The sequence below is a fragment of the Cellulomonas sp. HD19AZ1 genome (genome assembly GCF_004535805.1).
GTDB lineage: Bacteria > Actinomycetota > Actinomycetes > Actinomycetales > Cellulomonadaceae > Cellulomonas > Cellulomonas iranensis.
Genome location: NZ_SPHX01000003.1, coordinates 219,218 through 239,647, shown reverse-complemented (window position 1 = coordinate 239,647; position 20,430 = coordinate 219,218). Strand labels below are relative to the sequence as shown.

Below are 20,430 nucleotides of genomic sequence, written 5' to 3'. Positions count from 1 at the left end.
CGACGGCGAGCCATGCCCCTGCGTCGACCGCCGCGTGGTCTTCCAGGACGGGGCACGCACCCGACGTCTCGTCGTCTGCACACACCGCCCATGGGCGCAGCAGCAGCAAGGTGGCTCCGACTGCCGAGACGATGAGGAGCAGCGCACCGATCGTGCGCCTGCGGACTCTTGTCGCGCCATCACAGTTCATTGGCGGTGGTCCAGTTGCAGCGATGCCTCGCGACGCCCCACACCCACGTCGTGGTGCGAGTCGGCCGGAACTTCTCAAGGTTCCACTCGCCAGTTGCAATGTTGTAGAAGCCGCCCCAGACATGGCACTCGTACTGCTGCCGCAAGGTTGCCTTCTCGTTTAGACGTGGCGCTTTGGCGGTCGCCTCTGCCCATCCTGACGAGAGCATGATCTCGATTCCCGCAGCGTTGGGGGCGTGTGTGACATTTCCCCACGTCGACTTCCACAGGTTAACACGCAACTGGCCGTTGTAGGTGTCCTGGGTGATCTTGCTAAACAAATCAATACCGAGCCAGGGGTCCGCGACCACGGGGTAGGCGGTGTGAGAGGACCGGTGCTCCACGATCTGGACGAGTGAGTTGTCGCGAATCTCGAAGTGGGTCGGGACTTCATCGCCGTTTGCGTCTCTTGCCCACGGCGGCGCCGCGCCGACGATCAATGAATCGTCCGCGTCGACATACCACACGGCCCCGTTGTCTAGCCGTTTGAACGACGCACCGTCAACGGGTGGGATGTCGAAGCTAAACTCTGTCGGTGACGTCGCGTCGTTCGCGGTGAAGACGACCTGAACAGATCCGTCCGCCTTTTCCACAGCGCCGAAGGTCGACGTGTCGCCGATGACGGCTACGTCCCCCGAGGGCAGCCGGTCGACCTGGGCACCTTCTCCTACGGGGAGGCCGACCGACAGGCCGGAAAAGGTGAGCTCTGCCGTCGTCATCGTCTCGTCAGCGTCGATCTCGACGTCACGGCGGCGATCCCCGGGCGCGAGGGTGTCCTCTGTGAACACCTCGGGGGCGACGGCGGCGACAGCGTCAACGAAATCGGCGACACCGCTCTTGCTCGCGCCTGCTCCTGGAGGTGCGACACCCGCGAATACCAGAAGGGCGGTCCCGCCTAGCGCGAGGCTCGTGCGAAAATATGGCATAATATCGCCCCCCTGATTGACGATCACACCGTCAGATTCCAATACGAAACATAACGTTAGCGGCATCGCGCAGTCTCCCGGGTCACTCGAAAGGGTGAGGTGCGAGACTGCCACCGCCGTCTCCGTGACTCCCGGTAGGGGCGGGCTCCCGTGGTGACGCGGGTCGAGGGCTGCGCAGCGCCCGATCAATCCGACGATTCGCGGTTCGCAGTGGAGCTCGGCCCGTTGATAGGTGTTCACGTGGTGTTCTCCATGATGGCGGTGACGGTGACGAAGCCGTGGTGGCCGTGTTCGTCGCGGAAGTCGCGAAAGTCGCGGGGGTGTGCCTGGTGCTCTTGATTGTGGTGATCGCGACTTCGGCGTGGGCGTGGGCGTGGGTGACGCCGCTGACGAGCGGGCCTCGCTGGTCGGCCGCCAAGACTCCAGGGCCGGGACGAGCGGCTCGGTCCATGTGTCGCGACGACCTTCGCGACCCCGCGCAGCGTGTGCATGCCGTCCGCTGCAGCCATCAGTGAGATCGTGGACGGGAGCGTCCGGAGCTGTCCCTGACGGGCTACGCCTGCTCGAGAGGTCGGGTCGGGTCGTCCAGGCGCTGCAGCGACGGTCGTGGGCCTCGCGGGCGTGGCCGGTCGGACGGTCGTCACGATCTGGTTGGCGCACGGGATGAGGTGGAACGCGTCGACCGATGACTGCCGCCGTCGGTAGGTGGAGTGGTGATCTCCTCGCAAGGGCCGCGGGCGTGTCGGGCGCGATGACCTCGGCCCGGTGGCGTCAGGCGGCGTCGTCCTTGGTACGCCGGGTCGCAGCACGGCCCCGGTCGCGCCGGTCGACCATCCTGAGCACGGCGAGGGTGTCCGATCGGCGCGCGCGGTCGTCCACGACTCGATCCGCCGCACGCCGCTCCCGGCTCGCCGAACCATCTCGCTGAACCATCTCGCCGACTGGCACCGGTGCCGGGAGAAGGGGGCGCGGGGGTGCTCGTCGAGCGGGCGGCACGCGACCGCGACGACCACCGGCAGGTGAGGCGCCCTCACCTCTCCGCCTGCGGCGAACACGGGACGTCGTGGGGGTACCCCGCCGTTAGCATCGAAACACGCCGCTCTGTCGGCTCCGTGCGCACCACCGACGCACGGCGCAGCCGGGGCACGCCGCTCGTGAGGAGTGCACATGTTCGAGAGATTCACGGACCGAGCCCGTCGCGTGGTCGTCCTCGCCCAGGAAGAGGCGCGGATGCTCAACCACAACTACATCGGCACCGAGCACATCCTCCTGGGCCTGATCCACGAGGGTGAGGGTGTCGCGGCCAAGGCCCTGGAGTCGCTCGGCATCTCCCTGGAGGCGGTCCGCGCCCAGGTGCAGGAGATCATCGGCGAGGGCCAGCAGGCGCCGAGCGGGCACATCCCGTTCACGCCGCGCGCCAAGAAGGTGCTGGAGCTGTCGCTGCGCGAGGCGCTGCAGCTCGGCCACAACTACATCGGCACCGAGCACATCCTGCTCGGGCTCATCCGCGAGGGCGAGGGCGTCGCCGCCCAGGTCCTCAACAAGCTCGGCGCCGACCTCAACCGCGTGCGCCAGCAGGTCATCCAGCTCGTCTCGGGCTACCAGGGCAAGGAGCCGGTCGCCTCGGGCGGCCCGGCGGAGGGCCAGCCGTCCGGCTCGGCCGTGCTCGACCAGTTCGGCCGCAACCTCACGCAGGCGGCCCGCGACGGCAAGCTCGACCCGGTCATCGGGCGCGAGAAGGAGATCGAGCGGGTCATGCAGGTGCTGTCCCGCCGCACCAAGAACAACCCGGTGCTGATCGGTGAGCCCGGCGTCGGCAAGACCGCCGTCGTCGAGGGCCTCGCGCAGGACATCGTCCGCGGCGACGTCCCCGAGACGCTCAAGGACAAGCAGCTCTACACGCTCGACCTCGGCGCGCTGGTCGCCGGCTCGCGCTACCGCGGCGACTTCGAGGAGCGCCTGAAGAAGGTCCTCAAGGAGATCCGCACGCGCGGCGACATCATCCTGTTCATCGACGAGATCCACACGCTCGTCGGTGCGGGCGCCGCCGAGGGCGCGATCGACGCCGCGTCGATCCTCAAGCCCATGCTCGCGCGCGGCGAGCTGCAGACCATCGGCGCGACCACGCTCGACGAGTACCGCAAGTACGTCGAGAAGGACCCGGCCCTGGAGCGGCGCTTCCAGCCGATCCAGGTCTCCGAGCCGAACCTGCAGCACGCGATCGAGATCCTCAAGGGTCTGCGCGACCGCTACGAGGCGCACCACCGCGTGTCCATCACGGACTCCGCGCTCGTCGCCGCGGCCACGCTCGCCGACCGGTACGTCAACGACCGGTTCCTGCCGGACAAGGCGATCGACCTGGTCGACGAGGCCGGTGCGCGCCTGCGGATCCGCCGCATGACGGCCCCGCCGGAGCTGCGCGAGCTCGACGAGCAGATCGCCGAGACGCGTCGCGACAAGGAGTCCGCGATCGACGAGCAGGACTTCGAGAAGGCCGCGCGCCTGCGCGACGAGGAGAAGCAGCTCGGGCTCAAGCGCGCCGAGAAGGAGAAGGCCTGGAAGAACGGCGACCTGGACGCCGTCGCCGAGGTCGACGAGGAGCTCATCGCCGAGGTGCTGGCCAACGCCACGGGCATCCCGGTGTTCAAGCTCACCGAGGAGGAGTCCAGCCGGCTGCTCCACATGGAGGAGAACCTGCACAAGCGGGTCGTCGGCCAGGACGCCGCCATCAAGGCGCTGTCGCAGGCCATCCGCCGCACGCGCGCGGGCCTCAAGGACCCCAAGCGCCCCGGTGGGTCGTTCATCTTCGCGGGCCCCACGGGCGTCGGGAAGACCGAGCTGGCCAAGGCGCTCGCCGAGTTCCTCTTCGGGGACGAGGACGCGCTCATCCAGCTCGACATGTCGGAGTTCTCCGAGAAGCACACAGTCTCGCGGCTCTTCGGCTCGCCCCCCGGGTACGTCGGGTACGACGAGGGTGGACAGCTCACCGAGAAGGTGCGCCGCCGGCCGTTCTCCGTCGTGCTGTTCGACGAGGTCGAGAAGGCCCACGCGGACATCTTCAACTCGCTGCTGCAGATCCTCGAGGACGGTCGACTGACCGACTCGCAGGGCCGCGTGGTCGACTTCAAGAACACCGTCATCATCATGACCACGAACCTCGGCACGCGGGACATCGCCAAGGGCGTCATGACCGGCTTCCAGGCCGGCGGCGACCTGTCGACGTCGTACGAGCGCATGAAGGCCAAGGTCAACGACGAGCTCAAGACGCACTTCCGTCCCGAGTTCCTCAACCGCGTCGACGACGTGGTGGTCTTCCCGCAGCTCTCGCAGCCCGAGATCTTCGCGATCGTCGACCTGATGATCGCCAAGCTCGACAAGCGTCTGCGCGACAAGGACATGGGCATCGAGCTCACGCCCGCCGCGAAGAAGCTGCTGTCCGAGAAGGGCTACGACCCGGTGCTCGGCGCCCGGCCGCTGCGCCGCGCGATCCAGCGGGAGATCGAGGACACGCTGTCCGAGAAGATCCTGTTCGGCGAGCTCAAGGGCGGCGAGCTGGTGGTCGTCGACGCCGAGGGCGAGGGCCTGCTCGGGGAGTTCACGTTCCGTGGCGTGCCGCGCGGCACGCAGGACAAGGAGCCGGTCGCCGTGGGTGCGTCGTCCGGCACGCCGGGCTCCGGCACCGACGTCCCGCCCGCCCCGTCCTCGGGTGCGCGCAGCGGCGACGCCGGCACGGGTCTCGCCCCCGCCTGACCCACCCCGCACCACCGACGGCCCCGGTCCCCTCGCGCGAGGGGACCGGGGCCGTCGTCGTGCGTCTGCGCGCAAGCACGGGCGGTGCCGCGACAGAGTCGGGGCATGAGGACACGACGGGCAGCGTGGACGGTGGTCGGTCGGCTGGTCGGCGGCGTGGTGCTGCTGGGCGGGTGCGCCGGGGCTGCGCCGCCGGGCGGGGAGCCGCCGGGCGGAGAGATGGGGCGCGGGGGCGCCGCCGAGGTAGTCGACGCCGCCGACTGCGCCGTGCAGGAGGTGGTGGTGGCGCTCGGTGCCGGCGACGGCGAGGGGCTGCCCGCGGCGCCGCGTGCCGGTGCGGTCCCGCGCGGGTTCGAGCCGGTGGCCGCGGTGGAGTGCCGGCTCGCGGCCCTGGCGCTCGTCCCGGGGCCGGCGCCGGAGCTGGTCCCCGAGCTCGGCGCGCCGGCCGTGCCCGGGGACTCGGCGGGGGCACGGGTGCCGCCCGGGAGGACGGTCGAGGCGCCGGCGCTGCCCGGGGCGGTCGAGGATGCGCCCGCGGCGCCCGGTTCGTCGAGGACCGAGGGTTCGGAGCCGACGTCGCCGGGCGTCCGCATCGACGCGGTCCGCCTCGAGGGAGACCTCGGCCCGCTGCTCGCGCAGCTGCGCCGACCCGACGTCGCAGCGCGTCCGGACCAGGCGTGCATGGCGATGTTCCAGGCCGTCCCCGTGCTGTACCTGGTCGACGCCGACGGCCGCGCGGTCCGCGTCACGTGGCCGACCGACGCGTGCGGCTTCCTGCGTGAGGGCGCGATCGAGTCCGTCGCGACGCTGACGGAGGTCGACCGCGACGAGCTCACCCTGCCCTGATCGTGCGAGCCGCCCCGGCGTCGACGGACAGCTCCACGGACCACGGACAGGTGCGTGCCGCTGACCGTGGGGCCGGGAGCCCGTCCGTCGGCGGGGGCGGCGGCGGGCGGCGGTGAGGCGTGGTCGTGTCCGCGCAGACGCCCGACGTGGCCGGGTGCCACGCGCGGGGCCGGCAGCCGGTCGAGCGTGGCGCCCGACTTGCACCTCTCCCGCGGAACGGGGACGGTGGCGCCGGGCCGCACAGCGCGGCGACCCGCCGCGGCGGGTGGACGAAGGTGGTGCCGGTGGCGGAGACGGACCTGGTCGAGCTGGTCGACGAGCACGGCACGGCCGGCGGGCGGACGACCGTCGCGGAGGCGCACGCCGCGCCGGGTCGGCTGCACCGCGCGTTCTCGGTGCTCGTGACGCGACCCGACGGCGCGCTGCTGCTGCAGCGTCGCGCGCACGCCAAGGTGCGGTTCGGCGGGCTGTGGACCAACTCCTGCTGCGGGCACCCCGCGCCCGGCTCCGACCTGCTGACCAGCGCGACCACGCGCGTCCGCGACGAGCTGGGCGTCGACCTGGTCGACGCGCACGAGGTCGGCACGTTCGTGTACCGCGCACCCGACGCCGGGTCGGGCCACGTCGAGTGGGAGCACGACCACGTGGTGGTCGGCCGCGTCGAGGGCGAGCTGGCGCCCGACCCCGACGAGGTCGTCGAGACCGCGTGGGTCACGCCCGCGCAGGCCCGGGCCCTGGTCGACGCGGGTGAGGTCACGCCGTGGTTCGCCGACGTCCTGCGGGTCGCCGCCGCGGCGTCCTGACCACGCGTCGTCGGCATCCGCACGGCCCGTCCGCACGGATCGCCGCGCCGAGTGCGGTAGATCCCCGCCGAGTGCGCCACTCGTTCCACCCGCGCTCGGTGGCGAAGTACCGCGCTCGACGGTGAGGGCCGTGCCCGGCGGTAGCGGGGCCGCGGGATGGGTCGAGCGTCAGGCCGGCGGGGCGGTGACCGTCCACCACGTCGACGCGTCGGGGGTGAACGTCGTCGTCGGGGCTTCGCGGGTGCCGGCGAGCAGGGCACCCGTCGCGGCGTGGACCAGCCGGACGCGGGAGCCCTCGCGCCACGCGCCGCCGCCGTCGACGACGACGGTCCAGCGCGCGATCGCGCCCTCGACGCGGTCGGCGACCTCGTCGCCGGGCATGGGTGCGTGCCCGGCGCGGCCGTCGAGTGCGTCGGTGCCGTCGTCTCGCCGTGCGTCTGCGTCGTCTCGCCGCTGGGCGTCCGGGTCGTCGTCTCGCCGCCGTGCGTCCGCGTCGTCTCCCCGCCGTGCGTCTGCGTCGTCGTCCTGGCCCGTGAGCGCGGGCTCCGCGTCGACGACGGTCAGGTGCCGGCCGCCCCCGGCCGTGGCCGCACCGGCCCGCGACCCCGCGGAGCCCGGCGGGCACGTGCGGGGGTGCCCGGTGCCACCGTCCACGGGCGGGTCCGGGTGGAGGTGCACCGCGTCGCCGTCGGTGAGCGCCCGGGCCGGGCCCTGCGCGAGCGCGGGTACCCACGACGAGCCGGTCGACGGTGCGGTGGCCGCGAGGGCCGGACGGTCGCCGTCGACGACGAGCAGCAGCCCCGTCGTGACGTGCACGAGCCCGACCGGCGCCCCCGCCCGCACAGCCGCACGCGGACGGCGCGAGGCGCTCGGCAGCGGCGGCGGCGTGCGCGGTGCGTACGCGTGCCGGAAGAACCCGCGCCACAGCCGGCCGTTGCTCGCGCGCCACCCGTCGGGCGTCTCGACGAGCGTCACGGCGCGACCCGGCGAGTTCGGGTCGTGGAGGGTCAGCGTGACCGCGTCGCCGTCGCGCGCGAAGCCCGTCGCGACGACCTGGTGGTTGTCGCCCGCGCGCAGCAGCGACCGCGCCACGACCATCCCCAGCACGACCGGCTGCCCCTGCGCGAGGGCGCGCAGCACGCCGGGCAGCTCGCGCCGCGTGCGCGTGCGGACGCCCGCGAGCGGGCCGTGGTCCGCGTCCGGCAGCACGGACCACGTGAGGAAGTGCAGCGCCGACGGCGTGCGGAACGAGTCGAGCTGCCGCCGCGCGAGGTGGTCCGCGACCACGTGCCCGTCCGGCGGGACCCGGTCCGGCGCGAACAGGTGGGGGCCCCACGCGGGCACGTCGCGCCCGGCGAGCGCGTGGTCGAGCACCGAGTACGCCATGCCGCCGCAGCGTCCCGCCGTCGCGACCCGCGTGCCGGTCGGCAGCGTCGCGAGCACGTTGACGAACCCGTTGGCGAACGCGTACCCGTCGACCACGTCGTCACCTCCCGACCGCACCCGCCCACCCTGCCACCGGGGGTGGGCGTCGGCGCGACGTGGCGCGGGCCGGGAGCGCCGGCACGCCACGGCCGTGCGTCCGCACCTCGGGGTGACGACCTGGCCGGGCGGCGCGTGACACGTGTCGGCACCGGGGCGCCCAGCCGGAGGTGAGCCCGTCGGTCGTCGGCTGTCGGTCCGGCGGCTCGTCGGTCGGCGTGCGCGACGGCCGGTCGGCAGGACGGTGCCCCGGCCCGTCGGCTACCGGGCGCCGACAGCCGTGTCACCCGCTGCCCCGGCCGCGGGTGAAGCAGAGCCTGGTCGGGCCCGTCACGGTGGCCGCGCGAGCCCCACGGGCGCCGCGCGGTCTACTGTGCACTGACGCGTACACCCGGCGTGCGCGTCTGCCTGGTTTCGGAGGTGGCCCGGTGCGCGGTGCTCGTGCGCTCCCCGGAGGTGCGGCGTGAGCGCGCGCCCCCGGCCCCCTGCCATCACGGACGTCGCGACCGCGGCGGGGGTGTCGTACCAGACCGTCTCGCGCGTCATCAACGACCACCCGAACGTCGCGACCGAGACGCGCGAGCGCGTGCTCGACGCGATGCAGCGGCTCGGGTACCGCCGCAACATCGCCGCGCGGTCGCTCAAGACGCGGCGCTCGGGCGTGTTCGGCGTCGTGTCGTCGGGCTCGCACCTGTTCGGGCCGACGCGCACGCTGCTCGCGATCGAGCAGGCCGCGCGGTCCAAGGGCCTGTTCGTGTCGCTCGCGACCGTCGACCTGCAGCACAAGGACGAGGTCGCCGCCGCGATCGAGCACCTGCTCGACCAGGGCGTCGACGGGATCGTCGTCGTCGCGTCGCACGACCAGGCGGCGGCCGCGGTGCTCGAGGCGCGCGCCGACGTGCCGGTGGTCGTCGCGGGACGCGTGGGCCCCGAGCACACGCTCGCGGTCGCGATCGACCAGGAGGCGGGGGCGAAGGTCGCGACGCAGCACCTGCTGGACCTGGGGCACCGCGACGTGCTGCACCTGGCGGGGCCCGCGCCGTGGGTCGACGCGCGCGCCCGTGCGGTGGGGTTCCGCGAGACCATGGCCGCGGCCGGGCTCGCGCCGCGCACGCTGTGGGCCGACGACTGGAGCGCCGAGGTCGGGTACCTCGCCGGGCGCGAGCTCGTGGACCGCGTGCGGCGGCTGCGCACGACGCTGCCGACGGCGGTTTTCGCCGCGAACGACCTGCTCGCGCTGGGCATGATCCACGCGCTGGCCGACGCGCGCGTGCGCGTGCCGGACGACGTGTCGGTGGTCGGGTACGACGACGGGGACGGGTCGGCGCACTTCGTGCCGCCGTTGACGACGGTCGCGCAGGAGCTCGACGAGCTGGGGTACCGGTGCGTCGAGCTGCTGCTCGCGGCGCGCGACGGCGTGGCGACGTCGACGGCGGTCGCGGTGTCGCCGCGGCTGCTGGTGCGCGAGAGCACGGCCCCGCCGCGCGACCCCGCGCGCGTGGTGCTGCCGCCCGTGCGCGGCGCGGTGGCCGTCACGGCGCCCGAGCCGGCGCAGCGCGGTGCCGACGGCTGATCGGCGCAGGTCAGGACGGTCGTCCGACCCGGACCTCCATGTGATCGCTCACATCCCATGACCCGTGCGGGTGTCCAGCGCCGTGGCCTGCGACGACACCCGTGACCGAAACGCAACACGAACGCGTTGACGGAACCTGTTGAGAACGTTCACACTCATCCCGTCACACACCCGGACGGGCCGTCGAGGACGACGGCCACGCTGCTCGAGGAGGAGCTGCATGAAGGGCAACACGCGTACGCGCACCGCGATCGCCGGTGCCGTCTCGGCGATCACGATCCTGGCCCTCGCCGCCTGCGGCGGCGGCGACACCGACGCCGGCGGCGACTCCGGCAGCTCGGGGGGCAGCTCGGGCGACACCATCCGCGTCGGCTTCTCGCAGCTCGGCGCCGAGTCGGGCTGGCGCACCGCCAACACCGAGTCCGTCAAGGCCAGCCTCACGAAGGACGCGGGCTTCGACCTCACGTTCGTCGACGCGCAGCAGAAGCAGGAGAACCAGATCAAGGCGCTGCGCGACTTCGTCGCGCAGGACGTCGACGTCATCGCGTTCTCACCGGTCATCGAGACCGGCTGGGACGAGGTCCTGCAGGAGATCAAGGACTCCGGCATCCCGGTCGTGCTCGTCGACCGCACGGTCGACACGACCGTCGACGACCCGTACGTCACGTGGATCGGCGCCGACTTCAAGCAGGAGGGCACCACCGCCGGCGAGTGGGTCAAGGAGAACGCGCCCGACGCCAAGATCTTCGAGCTCCAGGGCACGCTCGGCTCGGGCGCGCAGGTCGACCGCGAGGCCGGCTTCGGCGAGGTCGTCGGCGACCAGATCATCGGCAAGGCGTCCGGCAACTTCACGCGCGCCGAGGGCAAGACGGCCGTCGAGGCGGCCCTGCAGGCCTACCCCGACATGACGATGATCTTCACGCACAACGACGACATGGGCCTCGGCGCCATCGAGGCCATCGAGGCCGCGGGCAAGGTCCCCGGCAAGGACATCCAGATCGTGTCCGTCGACGGCGTCCGGGACGGCCTGCAGGCCCTCGTGGACAAGAAGTTCAACTACGTGGTCGAGTGCAACCCCGTGTTCGGGGACCAGCTCGCCGACCTCATCAAGAAGGTCGCCGACGGCGAGGACGTGCCGAAGGAGACCATCGTGATCGACAAGGCGTTCGACCAGACGATCACGCAGGCCGACGTGGATGCCCGCGCCTACTGACGCCCGCAGCACCGGCCCGGGCGGGGGACACCACCCGCCCGGGCCGGGCCCGTGCAGGCCCGCGCAGGAAGGACACCGATGTCCGCAGCACCCCCCGCACCCGTCGTGCAGATGACCGGGATCTCGATCGCGTTCCCCGGCGTCAAGGCGCTCGACGACGTCGCGTTCCGGCTCTTCCCGGGCGAGGTCCACGCCCTCATGGGCGAGAACGGCGCCGGCAAGTCGACGCTCATCAAGGCGCTCACGGGCGTCTACCAGATCGACTCCGGGCGCATCGAGGTCGACGGCCACGAGGTCCGCCTCGACGGCCCGAGCCAGGCGCAGGCCGCCGGGATCTCCACGGTCTACCAGGAGGTCAACCTCTGCGCGAACCTCACGGTGGCCGAGAACGTCATGCTCGGCCACGAGGTGCGCCACGGGCCGTTCATCGACTGGCGCGCGACGCGCCGCAAGGCCGCCGAGTACCTGCGCCGCCTGCACCTCGACGTCGACCCGCGCTCGATGCTGTCGTCGCACACCATCGCGGTGCAGCAGCTGTGCGCGATCGCGCGCGCGCTCGTCGTCGACGCCAAGGTGCTCGTGCTCGACGAGCCCACGTCGAGCCTCGACAACGCCGAGGTCGCCGAGCTGTTCCGCGTCGTGCGCAGCCTCAAGGACGACGGCGTCGCGGTGCTGTTCGTCTCGCACTTCCTCGACCAGATCTACGAGATCTCCGACCGCATCACGGTGCTGCGCAACGGGCGCCTCGTCGGCGAGCACAGGGTGGCCGACCTGCCGCGCCGCGACCTCATCGCCGCGATGATCGGCAAGTCGGGCGACGCGCTCGCCGGCATCGAGGAGAAGGCGCGCTCGACCATCACGATCCACTCCGACCGCGAGACGCCGTTCCTCACGGCCGTCGGCCTGGGCAAGAACGGCTCGGTGCAGCCGTTCGACGTCGACCTGTACGCGGGCGAGATCCTCGGCGTCGCAGGCCTGCTCGGGTCCGGCCGCACCGAGCTCGCGCGGCTGCTGTCCGGCGCCGACCGCCCCGACACGGGCGACGTGCGCGTGCAGAGCGCCCTGACCCGGCTGACGTCGCCGCTCGCGGCGCTCGCACGCGGCATCGCGTACTCGACCGAGGACCGCAAGAAGGAGGGCATCGTCGGGGACCTCACGGTCCGCGAGAACATCGCGCTGGCGATGCAGGCCCGCCGCGGCACGTGGCGGCGCATCCCGCGCCGCCAGCTCGACGACGTCGTCGCCCGGTACATCACCGCGCTGCAGATCAGCCCGCCCCACCCGAACGCGCTGATCCGCAACCTGTCGGGCGGCAACCAGCAGAAGGTGCTGCTCGCGCGGTGGCTGGCCACGGCGCCGCGCCTGCTGATCCTCGACGAGCCGACGCGCGGCATCGACGTCGGCGCGAAGGCCGAGATCCAGAAGCTCGTCACCGAGCTCGCGCAGGACGGCATGTCCGTCGTCTTCATCTCCTCCGAGCTCGAGGAGGTGCTGCGGCTCAGCCAGCGGCTCGTCGTCATGCGGGACCGCCAGAAGGTCGACGAGCTCGTCAACGCCGACGACGTCACGACCGCCACCATCCTCGAGACCATCGCCGAGAGCGGAGCACGCGCATGAGCCCGACCACGGCCCCCGGCCAGCGCGCCGCCGGACCCGCCCGCGGGTCGCGCGGTGCCGACGTCTGGCGCGAGGTCACCCACCACGGCCTGTTCTGGCCCCTGCTCGCGCTCGTGCTGCTGATCCTCGCGTGCGGCGTCGCGAGCCCGGGGTTCCTCGACGTCACGGTCCGCGACGGCCACCTGTTCGGCCAGCTCGTCGACCTCATGCGCAACAGCGCGACGCCGCTGCTGCTCGCGCTCGGCATGTGCCTCGTCATCGCGACGGGCGGCATCGACCTGTCCGTCGGTGCGGTCATGGCGATCGCGCTCGCGGTGTCGCTCACCTACCTCGACAACGCCCCCGACCCGTCGGCGCCCGGCACCGTGCTGACCGCGGTGCTGCTGGGGCTCGCGGTCGGCGGCCTGGGCGGGATGTTCAACGGCGCGATGGTCGCCGGGCTCGGCATCCAACCGTTCATCGCGACGATGATCCTCATGGTCGCCGGGCGCGGCATCGCGATGCTCATCACGCAGGGGCAGATCACGACCGTCACGAGCCCGCCGTTCAAGTCCATCGGCTCCGGGTTCGTGCTCGGCGTCCCGACGCCCGTCGTCATCGCGGTCGTCACGTTCGGGCTCGTCGTGCTGCTGGTGCGGCGCACCGCGCTGGGCATGTTCCTCGAGTCGATCGGCATCAACCGCGAGGCCAGCCGCCTCGCGGGCGTCCGCTCGCGGCGCACCACGTGGACCGTCTACGTCATCGCGGGCGTGCTCGCGGGCCTCGCGGGCCTCGTGTACGGCGCACCGACCATGGCGGCCGACGCCAACAACATCGGCCTCATGAAGGAGCTCGACGCGATCATGGTCGTCGTGCTCGGCGGCACCAAGCTCGACGGCGGCCGGTTCTACCTCGGCGGGCTGCTGGTCGGCGCGATGCTGCTCAGCACGCTCGAGCGGGCCGTCATCATCTTCCAGCTGCCGTCGCAGACCACGCCGCTGTTCAAGGCGATCGTGCTGATCGCGGTCTGCGTCGCGGCGTCGCCGACGCTGCGCGCCATGCTGCGCGGGCGACGACGCGCCGACCGGTCGGACGCCCCGGCCGCCCCCGTCGAGACGACGCCCGCCCAGGAGGTGACGGCATGAGCACCGACGAGATGGTCCGCACCGACCGGCCCGCCGGCACGGTCGTGCGCCGCGCGCGCCGCGCGCTGAGCGGGTTCGACCGCCGGTTCCTGCCCGTGCTCGGCACGGTCCTCACGCTCGCGATCATGCTGGGCGTGGGGCAGGAGCGGTACTCCACCGAGCGCGTCGACTTCATCAGCATGAAGCTGCTGTCGAACCTGCTCGTCGACAACTCCTACCTGCTGGTGCTCGCCGTCGGCATGACGTTCGTGATCCTCACCGGCGGCATCGACCTGTCCGTCGGTGCGGTCGTCGCGCTCGTCGGGCTGTCGATCGCGGAGATGTTCACCGCGGGGCTGCCGCTCGTGGTCGTGCTGCCCGTGGCCGTGCTCATCGGCACGGCGTGCGGCCTGCTCATCGGCGTCATGGTGCAGGTGTTCGACATCCAACCGTTCATCGCGTCGCTCGCGGTCATGTTCCTCGCGCGCGGCCTCGCGAACGTCATCAGCGTCAACTCCCTCAAGATCGACGACGCCGAGTTCTCCGGCCTGGCCGCGTGGAGCCTGAAGTTCGGCGAGGGGCGCGACCTGTGGCGCATCAACGCGAGCATCCTCGTGGCGCTCGCGGTGCTGTTCATCGCGTTCCTCGTGCTGCACTACACGCGCTTCGGCCGGTCGGTGTACGGCCTGGGCGCGGGCGACGGGGGCGCGGCGGTCAACCTCATGGGCCTGCGCCCCGCGCGCACGCGCGTGTGGGTCTACGTCATCTCCGGCACGTGCGCCGGCATCGCCGGCGTGCTGTTCGCGCTCTACACGAAGTCCGGGTTCAACCTCACGGGCATCGGCATGGAGCTCGACGCGATCGCGGCCGTCGTCATCGGCGGGACGCTGCTGTCGGGCGGCGTCGGGTTCGTGCTCGGCACGGGAGCGGGCGTGCTCGTCTACGGGCTCATCCAGGTGCTCATCGCGCGCGAGGGCCTCGACTCGTGGTGGACCCGCGTGTTCATCGGCGTCGTGCTGCTCGCGTTCGTCGTGCTGCAGCGCGTGCTGGCGGTCCGGCGCCGCTGAGAGGCCGCGCCCGGACGTGCGACGCGCCGGCACCCCGCGGGGGTGCCGGCGCGTCGTGCTTCGGGCGTGTCGTGCCGTGAGCGTGTCGTGCTGTGGGCCGTCGCGCCATGCGCCGTCGTGCTGTGAGGCTGCCGGCCGTCGTGCCGCGAACCGGGACGGCGGCGGGGCGCCACCGTCCCGGCCGGTGGGACGAGCGGTCGACGACACCGGGCGGAGTGCGTCCGGTGCCGGGGGGGGGACGACATCGGCCCGGTCTCGTCGTGGCCACGTCTCACGGGGCGGTCGCGTCACCGGGGAGGCGGGCGGCGGCGAGGTCAGCCCACGGGTCGGATGCGACGCGGCGTGGACCTGGATCGGCCGCGCGGGCGACGGGTCTGGACATGCGGCGGCTGCGCGACGGGCGACGGGTCTGGACGTGCGGCGGCTGCGCGACGGGCATCAGGGCCCGGACGTGCGACGGGTCGGCCCCCCGTGCGGGGTGCCGACCCGTCGCGATCCGTCGTCGGGCTCAGGCGTACGCGGCGACCACCCGGGCGCCCGACGCGCTGCGGGCGCGGGCCACCGCGGCCGTGCTCGCCAGCACGCTGCCGACCGCCCACAGCGCGAGCGCCACGACCGCACCCGCGACCGACGCGCTCGACTCGCCGAGCGCGCCGCCCAGCGCGTCGGCGACCGCACCGACCGGCAGCCAGCCCACCGACGTCGCGACCCAGGACGGGACGGTCGCCGCGAGACCCGCGACGAGGAACCCGAACCCGGCCACCAGCGCGATGCCGCGCCCCACCGTGCCGAACCACGCGGCGAGCGCCTGGTGGAACGCCGCGAGCGCGACCGCGGCGAGGCCGCCGAGCCCGGCCAGCGCGAGCGTGCGCCCGACGCCCTGGCCCGTGATCGCCCCCGCCAGCGCACCGGTCGCGACACCCGCGACCAGCGCGACCGCGGCCGGGACGCCGAGCGCGCTCAGCGCGAGCGCGAGCGCCGGGCGCGTCGAGCCGGCGGCGCGCGCCGGCAGCGGCCGGAACGCGAGGAACAGCACGAGCGCACCGACCCACAGCGCGACCGCGACGAGGGTCGAGGCGCGACCCAGCGGCGCCGTGACCGTCGAGGACGGCGCCGCGACGGGCGCCGTCACGACCTGCGCGAGGGTCGCGCGCTCGTCCTCGGGGGTCGTCGGCAGCTGGTCGACCGCCTGCGTGAGGCCCGAGCCGAGCGTCGCCGAGCCCTCGGCGAGCTGCCCCGCACCCGCGTCGGTCTGCCGCACGCCGTCGGCGAGCTGCGCGCTGCCGTCGGCGAGCTGGTCGGCGCCGCCGCCGAGCTGCGCGACACCCGCCGCGAGCTGCGACGTGCCGCCCTGCAGCTGCGACGCCCCCGACGCGAGACCGGACGCGCCCGACGCGAGGCCCGACGTGCCGGTCGCGAGCTGCCCCAGCCCACCCGCGAGCTGGTCGGCGCCGCCCGAGAGCTGCCCGAGGCCGCCCGCGAGCTCGTCGGCGCCGGTGGCGAGCTTCCGCGCACCGCCGTCGAGCTGCGTGGCGCCGCGGGCGAGCTGGCGCAGGCCGACGACCAGACCCGGGTTCTGCGGCGTGCCGTCGCCGTTCACCGCGAGGCCGAGGCTGCCCGCGACCTGCTGCGCGCCGCCGAGGAGCTTCTGCACCCCGGCGATCTGCGCGTCGAGGCCGTCGACCTGCGTCTGCAGGCCGGTGCGCTGCTGCTGCAGGACGGGCAGGAGCGTGCCGAGGCTCACGCAGGTGGGGTCGGCGGAGGTCGGCCCGCACTCGGCCTCCTCGAGGCCCGCCTGTGTCTGCGCGATCGTGGTGTCGAGCTCGGTGAGCGCCGCGGCGGCGCGCGCCCGACCCTCGGTCGAGCCCTCGAGGAGCTGCTGCAGGCCGCCCGCGACCCCCTCCGCACCGGTCACGAGCCGCGGCAGCGGCGTGACGCCGTCGGCGGTCTGGCCGAGCCCGGCCGCGAGCCGCCCCGTGCCGGTCGTGAGGTCCCGGGCACCCTGCGCGAGCTGCTGCGCACCCGCGGCCGACTGCTGCGTCCCGTCCGCGAGCTGCCGCGCGCCCGCCGCCGACTGCCCGGCGCCGTCGGCGAGCTGCGCCGCACCGCCCGCGAGCTGGCGCGCGCCGCCCGCGAGCTGTGCGGTCCCGCCGACCAGCTGGTTCGCACCGCTGCCGAGCTGGTGCACGCCGTCGGCGAGCTGCGTCGCGCCGCCCGCGAGACCGTCGGCGCCCGTCGCGAGCTGCCCCGTGCCGTCGGCGAGCTGCCGCGTGCCGTCAGCGAGCTGCGTCGCGCCGTCGGCGGCCTGGCCGAGCTGGTCCTTGAGCGTCGAGAACCCGACGAGCACGTTCTCGACGTACGTCGTGGTGAGCTGCTCGCCGAGCACGCGCGTCGCGGCGGTCGCGACCGCGTTGGCGACGACCTGGTCGACGGCGGTCGCCGAGTCGGGCGTCGTGACCTGGACCGTCGCCTGCTGCGGCGTCGACGCGGGCGTGCCCGTCTCGATGCCGGCCGCCGCGGCCTGCGGTCCCTCGCCCTGCGCGTCCGTGCCCGTGGCACCGGCCGTGGCGTCGTCCGTACCGGCCTCGGCCGACCCGCCGCCCACGGCCGCGGTGAACGACGTCGCCGCGGACGAGAAGTTCTCGGGGATCGTCACGGCCGCGGCGTACGTGCCGTCGGCGAGGCCGGCGGTCGCGTCGTCCTCGTCGGTGACGACCCAGTCGAAGTTCGCGCTCACGTCGTCGCCCGAGGTGAGGGCGCTCGCGAGCTGACGACCCAGCGGCGTGTACTGCCCCTGGACCGTGACCGGCTGGTCGAGGTTGACGACGGCGGCCTTGACGCGCGGCAGCGCGTCGGCCGGGGCCCACGCGGCCGCGAGCAGCAGCACGACGAGCGCGAGCGGCGCGGCGATCGCGACGACCACGGCCGGCCAGCGGCGGGCGGGGGAGGTGCGGGTCATGACAGGTCCTTCCTGCGCGCTCATGCGAGGGCGCCGGCGGAGGGCGCGAGCGTGGTCACGGGGGTGCCGTCGGGCAGCAGGTCGTCGGCGGGCTGCTGCCCGACCGTGCCGAGCACGAGGGTCGTGCCGCCGGCCGCCGCGTCGGCCAGCAGCGCGGCGACGCGACGTCGTTCGCGCACGTCGGTGACGACGTCGGTGCGGTCGACCGCGAGCACCGTCGGGCCCTCGGCGACGGCGGCGGCGAGCGCGTCGACGCCCTCGGTGCGCAGGTCGACGTACCCCGCGCGGCGGCGGACCGCCGCGGCGCGGACCGGCAGCAGGTAGCCCGCGACCTTGAGGTCGCCCGCCGCGGGCTCGAGCCGCCCGGTGACGGTGAGCAGCAGCGCGGCCAGGCGCGCCGGGTCCTCGGCGTGCACGACGAGCGCGTCGCTGCGCCGCACGTCGAGCTGCACGAGGTCGGCACCGTCGGCCACGGCCAGGCGCAGGTCGCGCGCCGCGACGACCACGTCGTCCGACCCGGGCCACCCGCGCATGGTGATCTCGCGGTGCAGCGACTCGCCCTCGACGTCGAACGACGGCAGCGCGCGGTCGAGGCTCTTCGGCATCCACCAGGCCTTGTCGCCGAGCAGCTGCAGCACGGCGGGCACGAGGGTCATGCGGACGACGAACGCGTCGACCGCCACTCCGACCGCGAGCCCGAGCGCGATGGGCTTGATGTTGATGTCGCCCTCGGGGACGAACGCGAAGAAGACGGCGACCATGATGACGGCGGCCGCGGTGACGACCTTGGCCGAGCTGACGAAGCCCGTCGCGATCGACGCGCGCGCCTTGCCGGAGTGCACGTAGTCCTCGCGGATGCGGGACACGAGGAAGACCTCGTAGTCCATCGCGAGGCCGAACAGCACGCCCATGAGCACGATCGGCATGAACGAGATGACGGGGCCGAGCCGCGACACGTGCAGCAGGTCGGCGCCGACGCCGTGCTCGAACACGCTCGTGACGACGCCGAACGCGACCGCGACGGACAGCAGGTAGCCGACCGTGGCCTTGAGGGGCACCGCGACCGAGCGGAACACCATCGTCAGCAGCACGAGCGACAGCCCGACCACGAAGACCGCGAACGGCAGCAGGGCCGCGCCGAGCTTGGCCGAGACGTCGATGCCGACGGCCGTGAAGCCGGTGACCGCGAGGTCGAACCCGTACTTCTCCTTGATCTCGGGCCGCAGGTCGCGGATCGCGTTGACCAGGTCGGCGGTCTTCGGGTCCGTCGGCCCCGTGGTGGGGACGACCTGCACGATGCCGGTGTCGATCGACGCGTTGGGCGTCGCGAGCGGCACGTCCTGCACGCCGGGGAGCGCGCGCAGCTCGTCGGCGACGTCCTGCATGAGCTGCAGCGGGTCGTCGCTCGTGACGATGCTGCCGGTGACGACGAGCGGGCCGTTGGCGCCGGGGCCGAAGTGCTCCGAGATGCGGTCGTACGTGACGCGCTGCGAGGACCCGGTGGGTTGCACGCCCGCGTCGGGGAGCGCGAGGCGCAGGTCGAGCGCGGGGAACGCCAGCGCGGCCATGGCGCCGACGGTCACGACGACGGTGATCCACGGCTTGGCGGTCGCGAGGCGCACCCAGCCGGCGAAGAACCGGTTGTGCTGCGCGGGCAGGTCCCACTCGTCGTCGCCGTGCGGGGCGGGGTCGGAGGCGTCGGCGGGGGTGGTGGCGGGTGCCGCGTCGCGCCCGGCTGCGGGCTGGGCGGCGGCGGGCTGCGCGGCCGCGTGGCGGCGCGCGCGGCGCGACGGCCGCGGCACGAGGCGCGTGCCGGCGACGCCGAGCATCGCGGGCACGAGCGTGATGGAGATGAGCACCGCGACGCCGACGGCCATCGCCCCGGCGACGCCCATGACGCCGAGGAAGGGGATGCCCGCGACCGACAGGCCGACCAGCGCGATCATGACCGTGAGGCCCGCGAAGATGACGGCGGAGCCGGCGGTGGCGTTGGAGCGTGCCGCGGCCTCGTCCGGTGGCAGGCCGGTCGCGAGCAGCTCGCGGTGGCGCGACACGATGAACAGCGCGTAGTCGATGCCGACCGCGAGCCCGAGCATGAGCGACAGCAGCGGCGTCGTGCTCGTGACCGACGTGAACGCCGCCGCGACCAGCACGAGGATCGTCGAGATGCCGACGCCGAGCAGCGCGTTGAGCAGCGGCATGGCTGCGGCGGCGAACGAGCCGAGCGTGAGCAGGAGCACGACGAACGCGACGACGACGCCGAGCGCCTCGGTGATGCTCAGGCCGGGGAACTCCTGCGAGAACAGCTGCCCGCCGATGGTCGCGTCGTAGCCGTCGGGCAGGGCGGCCGCGAGGTCGTCGGTGAGCGCCCGCAGCTCGTCCTTGACGTCGGCGCCGATCGCGACGCCCTCGCCGCGCAGCGACAGGACCATGATCGCGGCCTCGCCGTCGTCGCTCGTCTCGGACGCCCCGGGCGTCGTGGTGTCGAACGGCGAGACGGCGGACGTGACGCCCTGGACGTCGGCGAACCGCTGCGCGGCGTCGTCGACGGCGGCGACGACCGCGGGGTCGTCGACCTGGCCGCCGTCGGTGCCCACCACGAGGACCTGCGCGGTGGTGCCCGCCGCCTCGGGGAACGTCGCGGCGAGCCGGTCGAGCGCGGCCTGCGACTCGGTGCCGGGGATCGTCACGGAGTTGTCGAGCTTGCCGCCGAGCAGCACGGCGCCGGCGCCGAGCAGGACCAGCACGGCCAGCCAGGCGCCGATGACGGCACGGCGGCGCGCGTACGCGGCGCGGCCGAGGCGGTAGAGCGCAGAGGACACGGCTGCTCCAGGGTCGGTGGGTGCGGGGGAGGACGGCGGCG

At 73.5% G+C, this 20,430-nt stretch carries 12 protein-coding genes; 8 read left to right on the top strand and 4 right to left on the bottom strand.

What is annotated here, in order from left to right:
• Window positions 1-179: 179 nt before the first annotated feature.
• The gene (locus E4A51_RS07260) at window positions 180-1,181 is read right to left on the bottom strand and encodes a DUF2599 domain-containing protein (RefSeq protein ID WP_167748851.1); all 1,002 of its coding nucleotides are present in this window, start codon (window positions 1,179-1,181) and stop codon (window positions 180-182) included.
• A gap of 1,140 nt (window positions 1,182-2,321) precedes the next feature.
• Between E4A51_RS07260 and E4A51_RS07255 the strand changes: the two genes are divergently transcribed.
• The 3 genes from E4A51_RS07255 to idi all read left to right on the top strand — a co-directional run bounded on the left by E4A51_RS07255 (window position 2,322) and on the right by idi (window position 6,553).
• Entirely contained in the window at window positions 2,322-4,904 is a 2,583-nt protein-coding gene (locus tag E4A51_RS07255) for an ATP-dependent Clp protease ATP-binding subunit (RefSeq protein ID WP_134851311.1), read from the top strand.
• Window positions 4,905-5,009: 105 nt separating this feature from the next.
• Window positions 5,010-5,750 carry a hypothetical protein gene (locus E4A51_RS07250; RefSeq protein WP_134851310.1) on the top strand — a complete coding sequence of 247 codons (741 nt, stop codon included), beginning with the start codon at window positions 5,010-5,012 and terminating at the stop codon, window positions 5,748-5,750.
• A 284-nt stretch (window positions 5,751-6,034) separates the two neighbouring features.
• On the top strand, window positions 6,035-6,553 hold the full coding sequence (gene idi, locus E4A51_RS07245; protein WP_167748850.1) for an isopentenyl-diphosphate Delta-isomerase: 519 nt from the start codon (window positions 6,035-6,037) through the stop codon (window positions 6,551-6,553).
• A 168-nt stretch (window positions 6,554-6,721) separates the two neighbouring features.
• On the opposite strand, the gene E4A51_RS07240 is transcribed toward idi, so the two are convergent.
• Window positions 6,722-8,035 carry a hypothetical protein gene (locus tag E4A51_RS07240; RefSeq protein WP_134851308.1) on the bottom strand — a complete coding sequence of 438 codons (1,314 nt, stop codon included), beginning with the start codon at window positions 8,033-8,035 and terminating at the stop codon, window positions 6,722-6,724.
• A gap of 463 nt (window positions 8,036-8,498) precedes the next feature.
• On the opposite strand from E4A51_RS07240, the gene E4A51_RS07235 reads away from it, so the two are divergent.
• From E4A51_RS07235 to E4A51_RS07215, 5 genes are all read left to right on the top strand, one after another.
• Window positions 8,499-9,608, top strand: a complete 1,110-nt coding sequence (locus tag E4A51_RS07235) for a LacI family DNA-binding transcriptional regulator (RefSeq protein WP_233421175.1) — start codon at window positions 8,499-8,501, stop codon at window positions 9,606-9,608.
• Window positions 9,609-9,828: 220 nt separating this feature from the next.
• Window positions 9,829-10,821 (top strand): ABC transporter substrate-binding protein, encoded by a 993-nt coding sequence (locus tag E4A51_RS07230; RefSeq protein WP_082131470.1) that lies wholly within the window; start codon window positions 9,829-9,831, stop codon window positions 10,819-10,821.
• 78 nt (window positions 10,822-10,899) lie between these two features.
• The gene (locus E4A51_RS07225; RefSeq protein WP_070320249.1) at window positions 10,900-12,438 is read left to right on the top strand and encodes a sugar ABC transporter ATP-binding protein; all 1,539 of its coding nucleotides are present in this window, start codon (window positions 10,900-10,902) and stop codon (window positions 12,436-12,438) included.
• Window positions 12,435-13,562: an ABC transporter permease gene (locus E4A51_RS07220; protein WP_134851307.1), complete on the top strand. Its 1,128-nt coding sequence runs from the start codon at window positions 12,435-12,437 to the stop codon at window positions 13,560-13,562. The genes E4A51_RS07225 and E4A51_RS07220 overlap by 4 nt, the downstream gene beginning before the upstream one ends.
• On the top strand, window positions 13,559-14,608 hold the full coding sequence (locus E4A51_RS07215) for a sugar ABC transporter permease YjfF (protein ID WP_134851306.1): 1,050 nt from the start codon (window positions 13,559-13,561) through the stop codon (window positions 14,606-14,608). The genes E4A51_RS07220 and E4A51_RS07215 overlap by 4 nt, the downstream gene beginning before the upstream one ends.
• 508 nt (window positions 14,609-15,116) lie before the next feature.
• On the opposite strand, the gene E4A51_RS07210 is transcribed toward E4A51_RS07215, so the two are convergent.
• Together E4A51_RS07210 and E4A51_RS07205 are read right to left on the bottom strand one after the other, a co-directional pair.
• Complete coding sequence (locus tag E4A51_RS07210; RefSeq protein WP_167748849.1) at window positions 15,117-17,567, bottom strand: YhgE/Pip domain-containing protein; 2,451 nt, start codon at window positions 17,565-17,567, stop codon at window positions 15,117-15,119.
• 20 nt (window positions 17,568-17,587) lie between these two features.
• Window positions 17,588-20,389 (bottom strand): MMPL family transporter, encoded by a 2,802-nt coding sequence (locus E4A51_RS07205; RefSeq protein WP_206119980.1) that lies wholly within the window; start codon window positions 20,387-20,389, stop codon window positions 17,588-17,590.
• Between the last annotated feature and the right edge of the window lie 41 nt (window positions 20,390-20,430).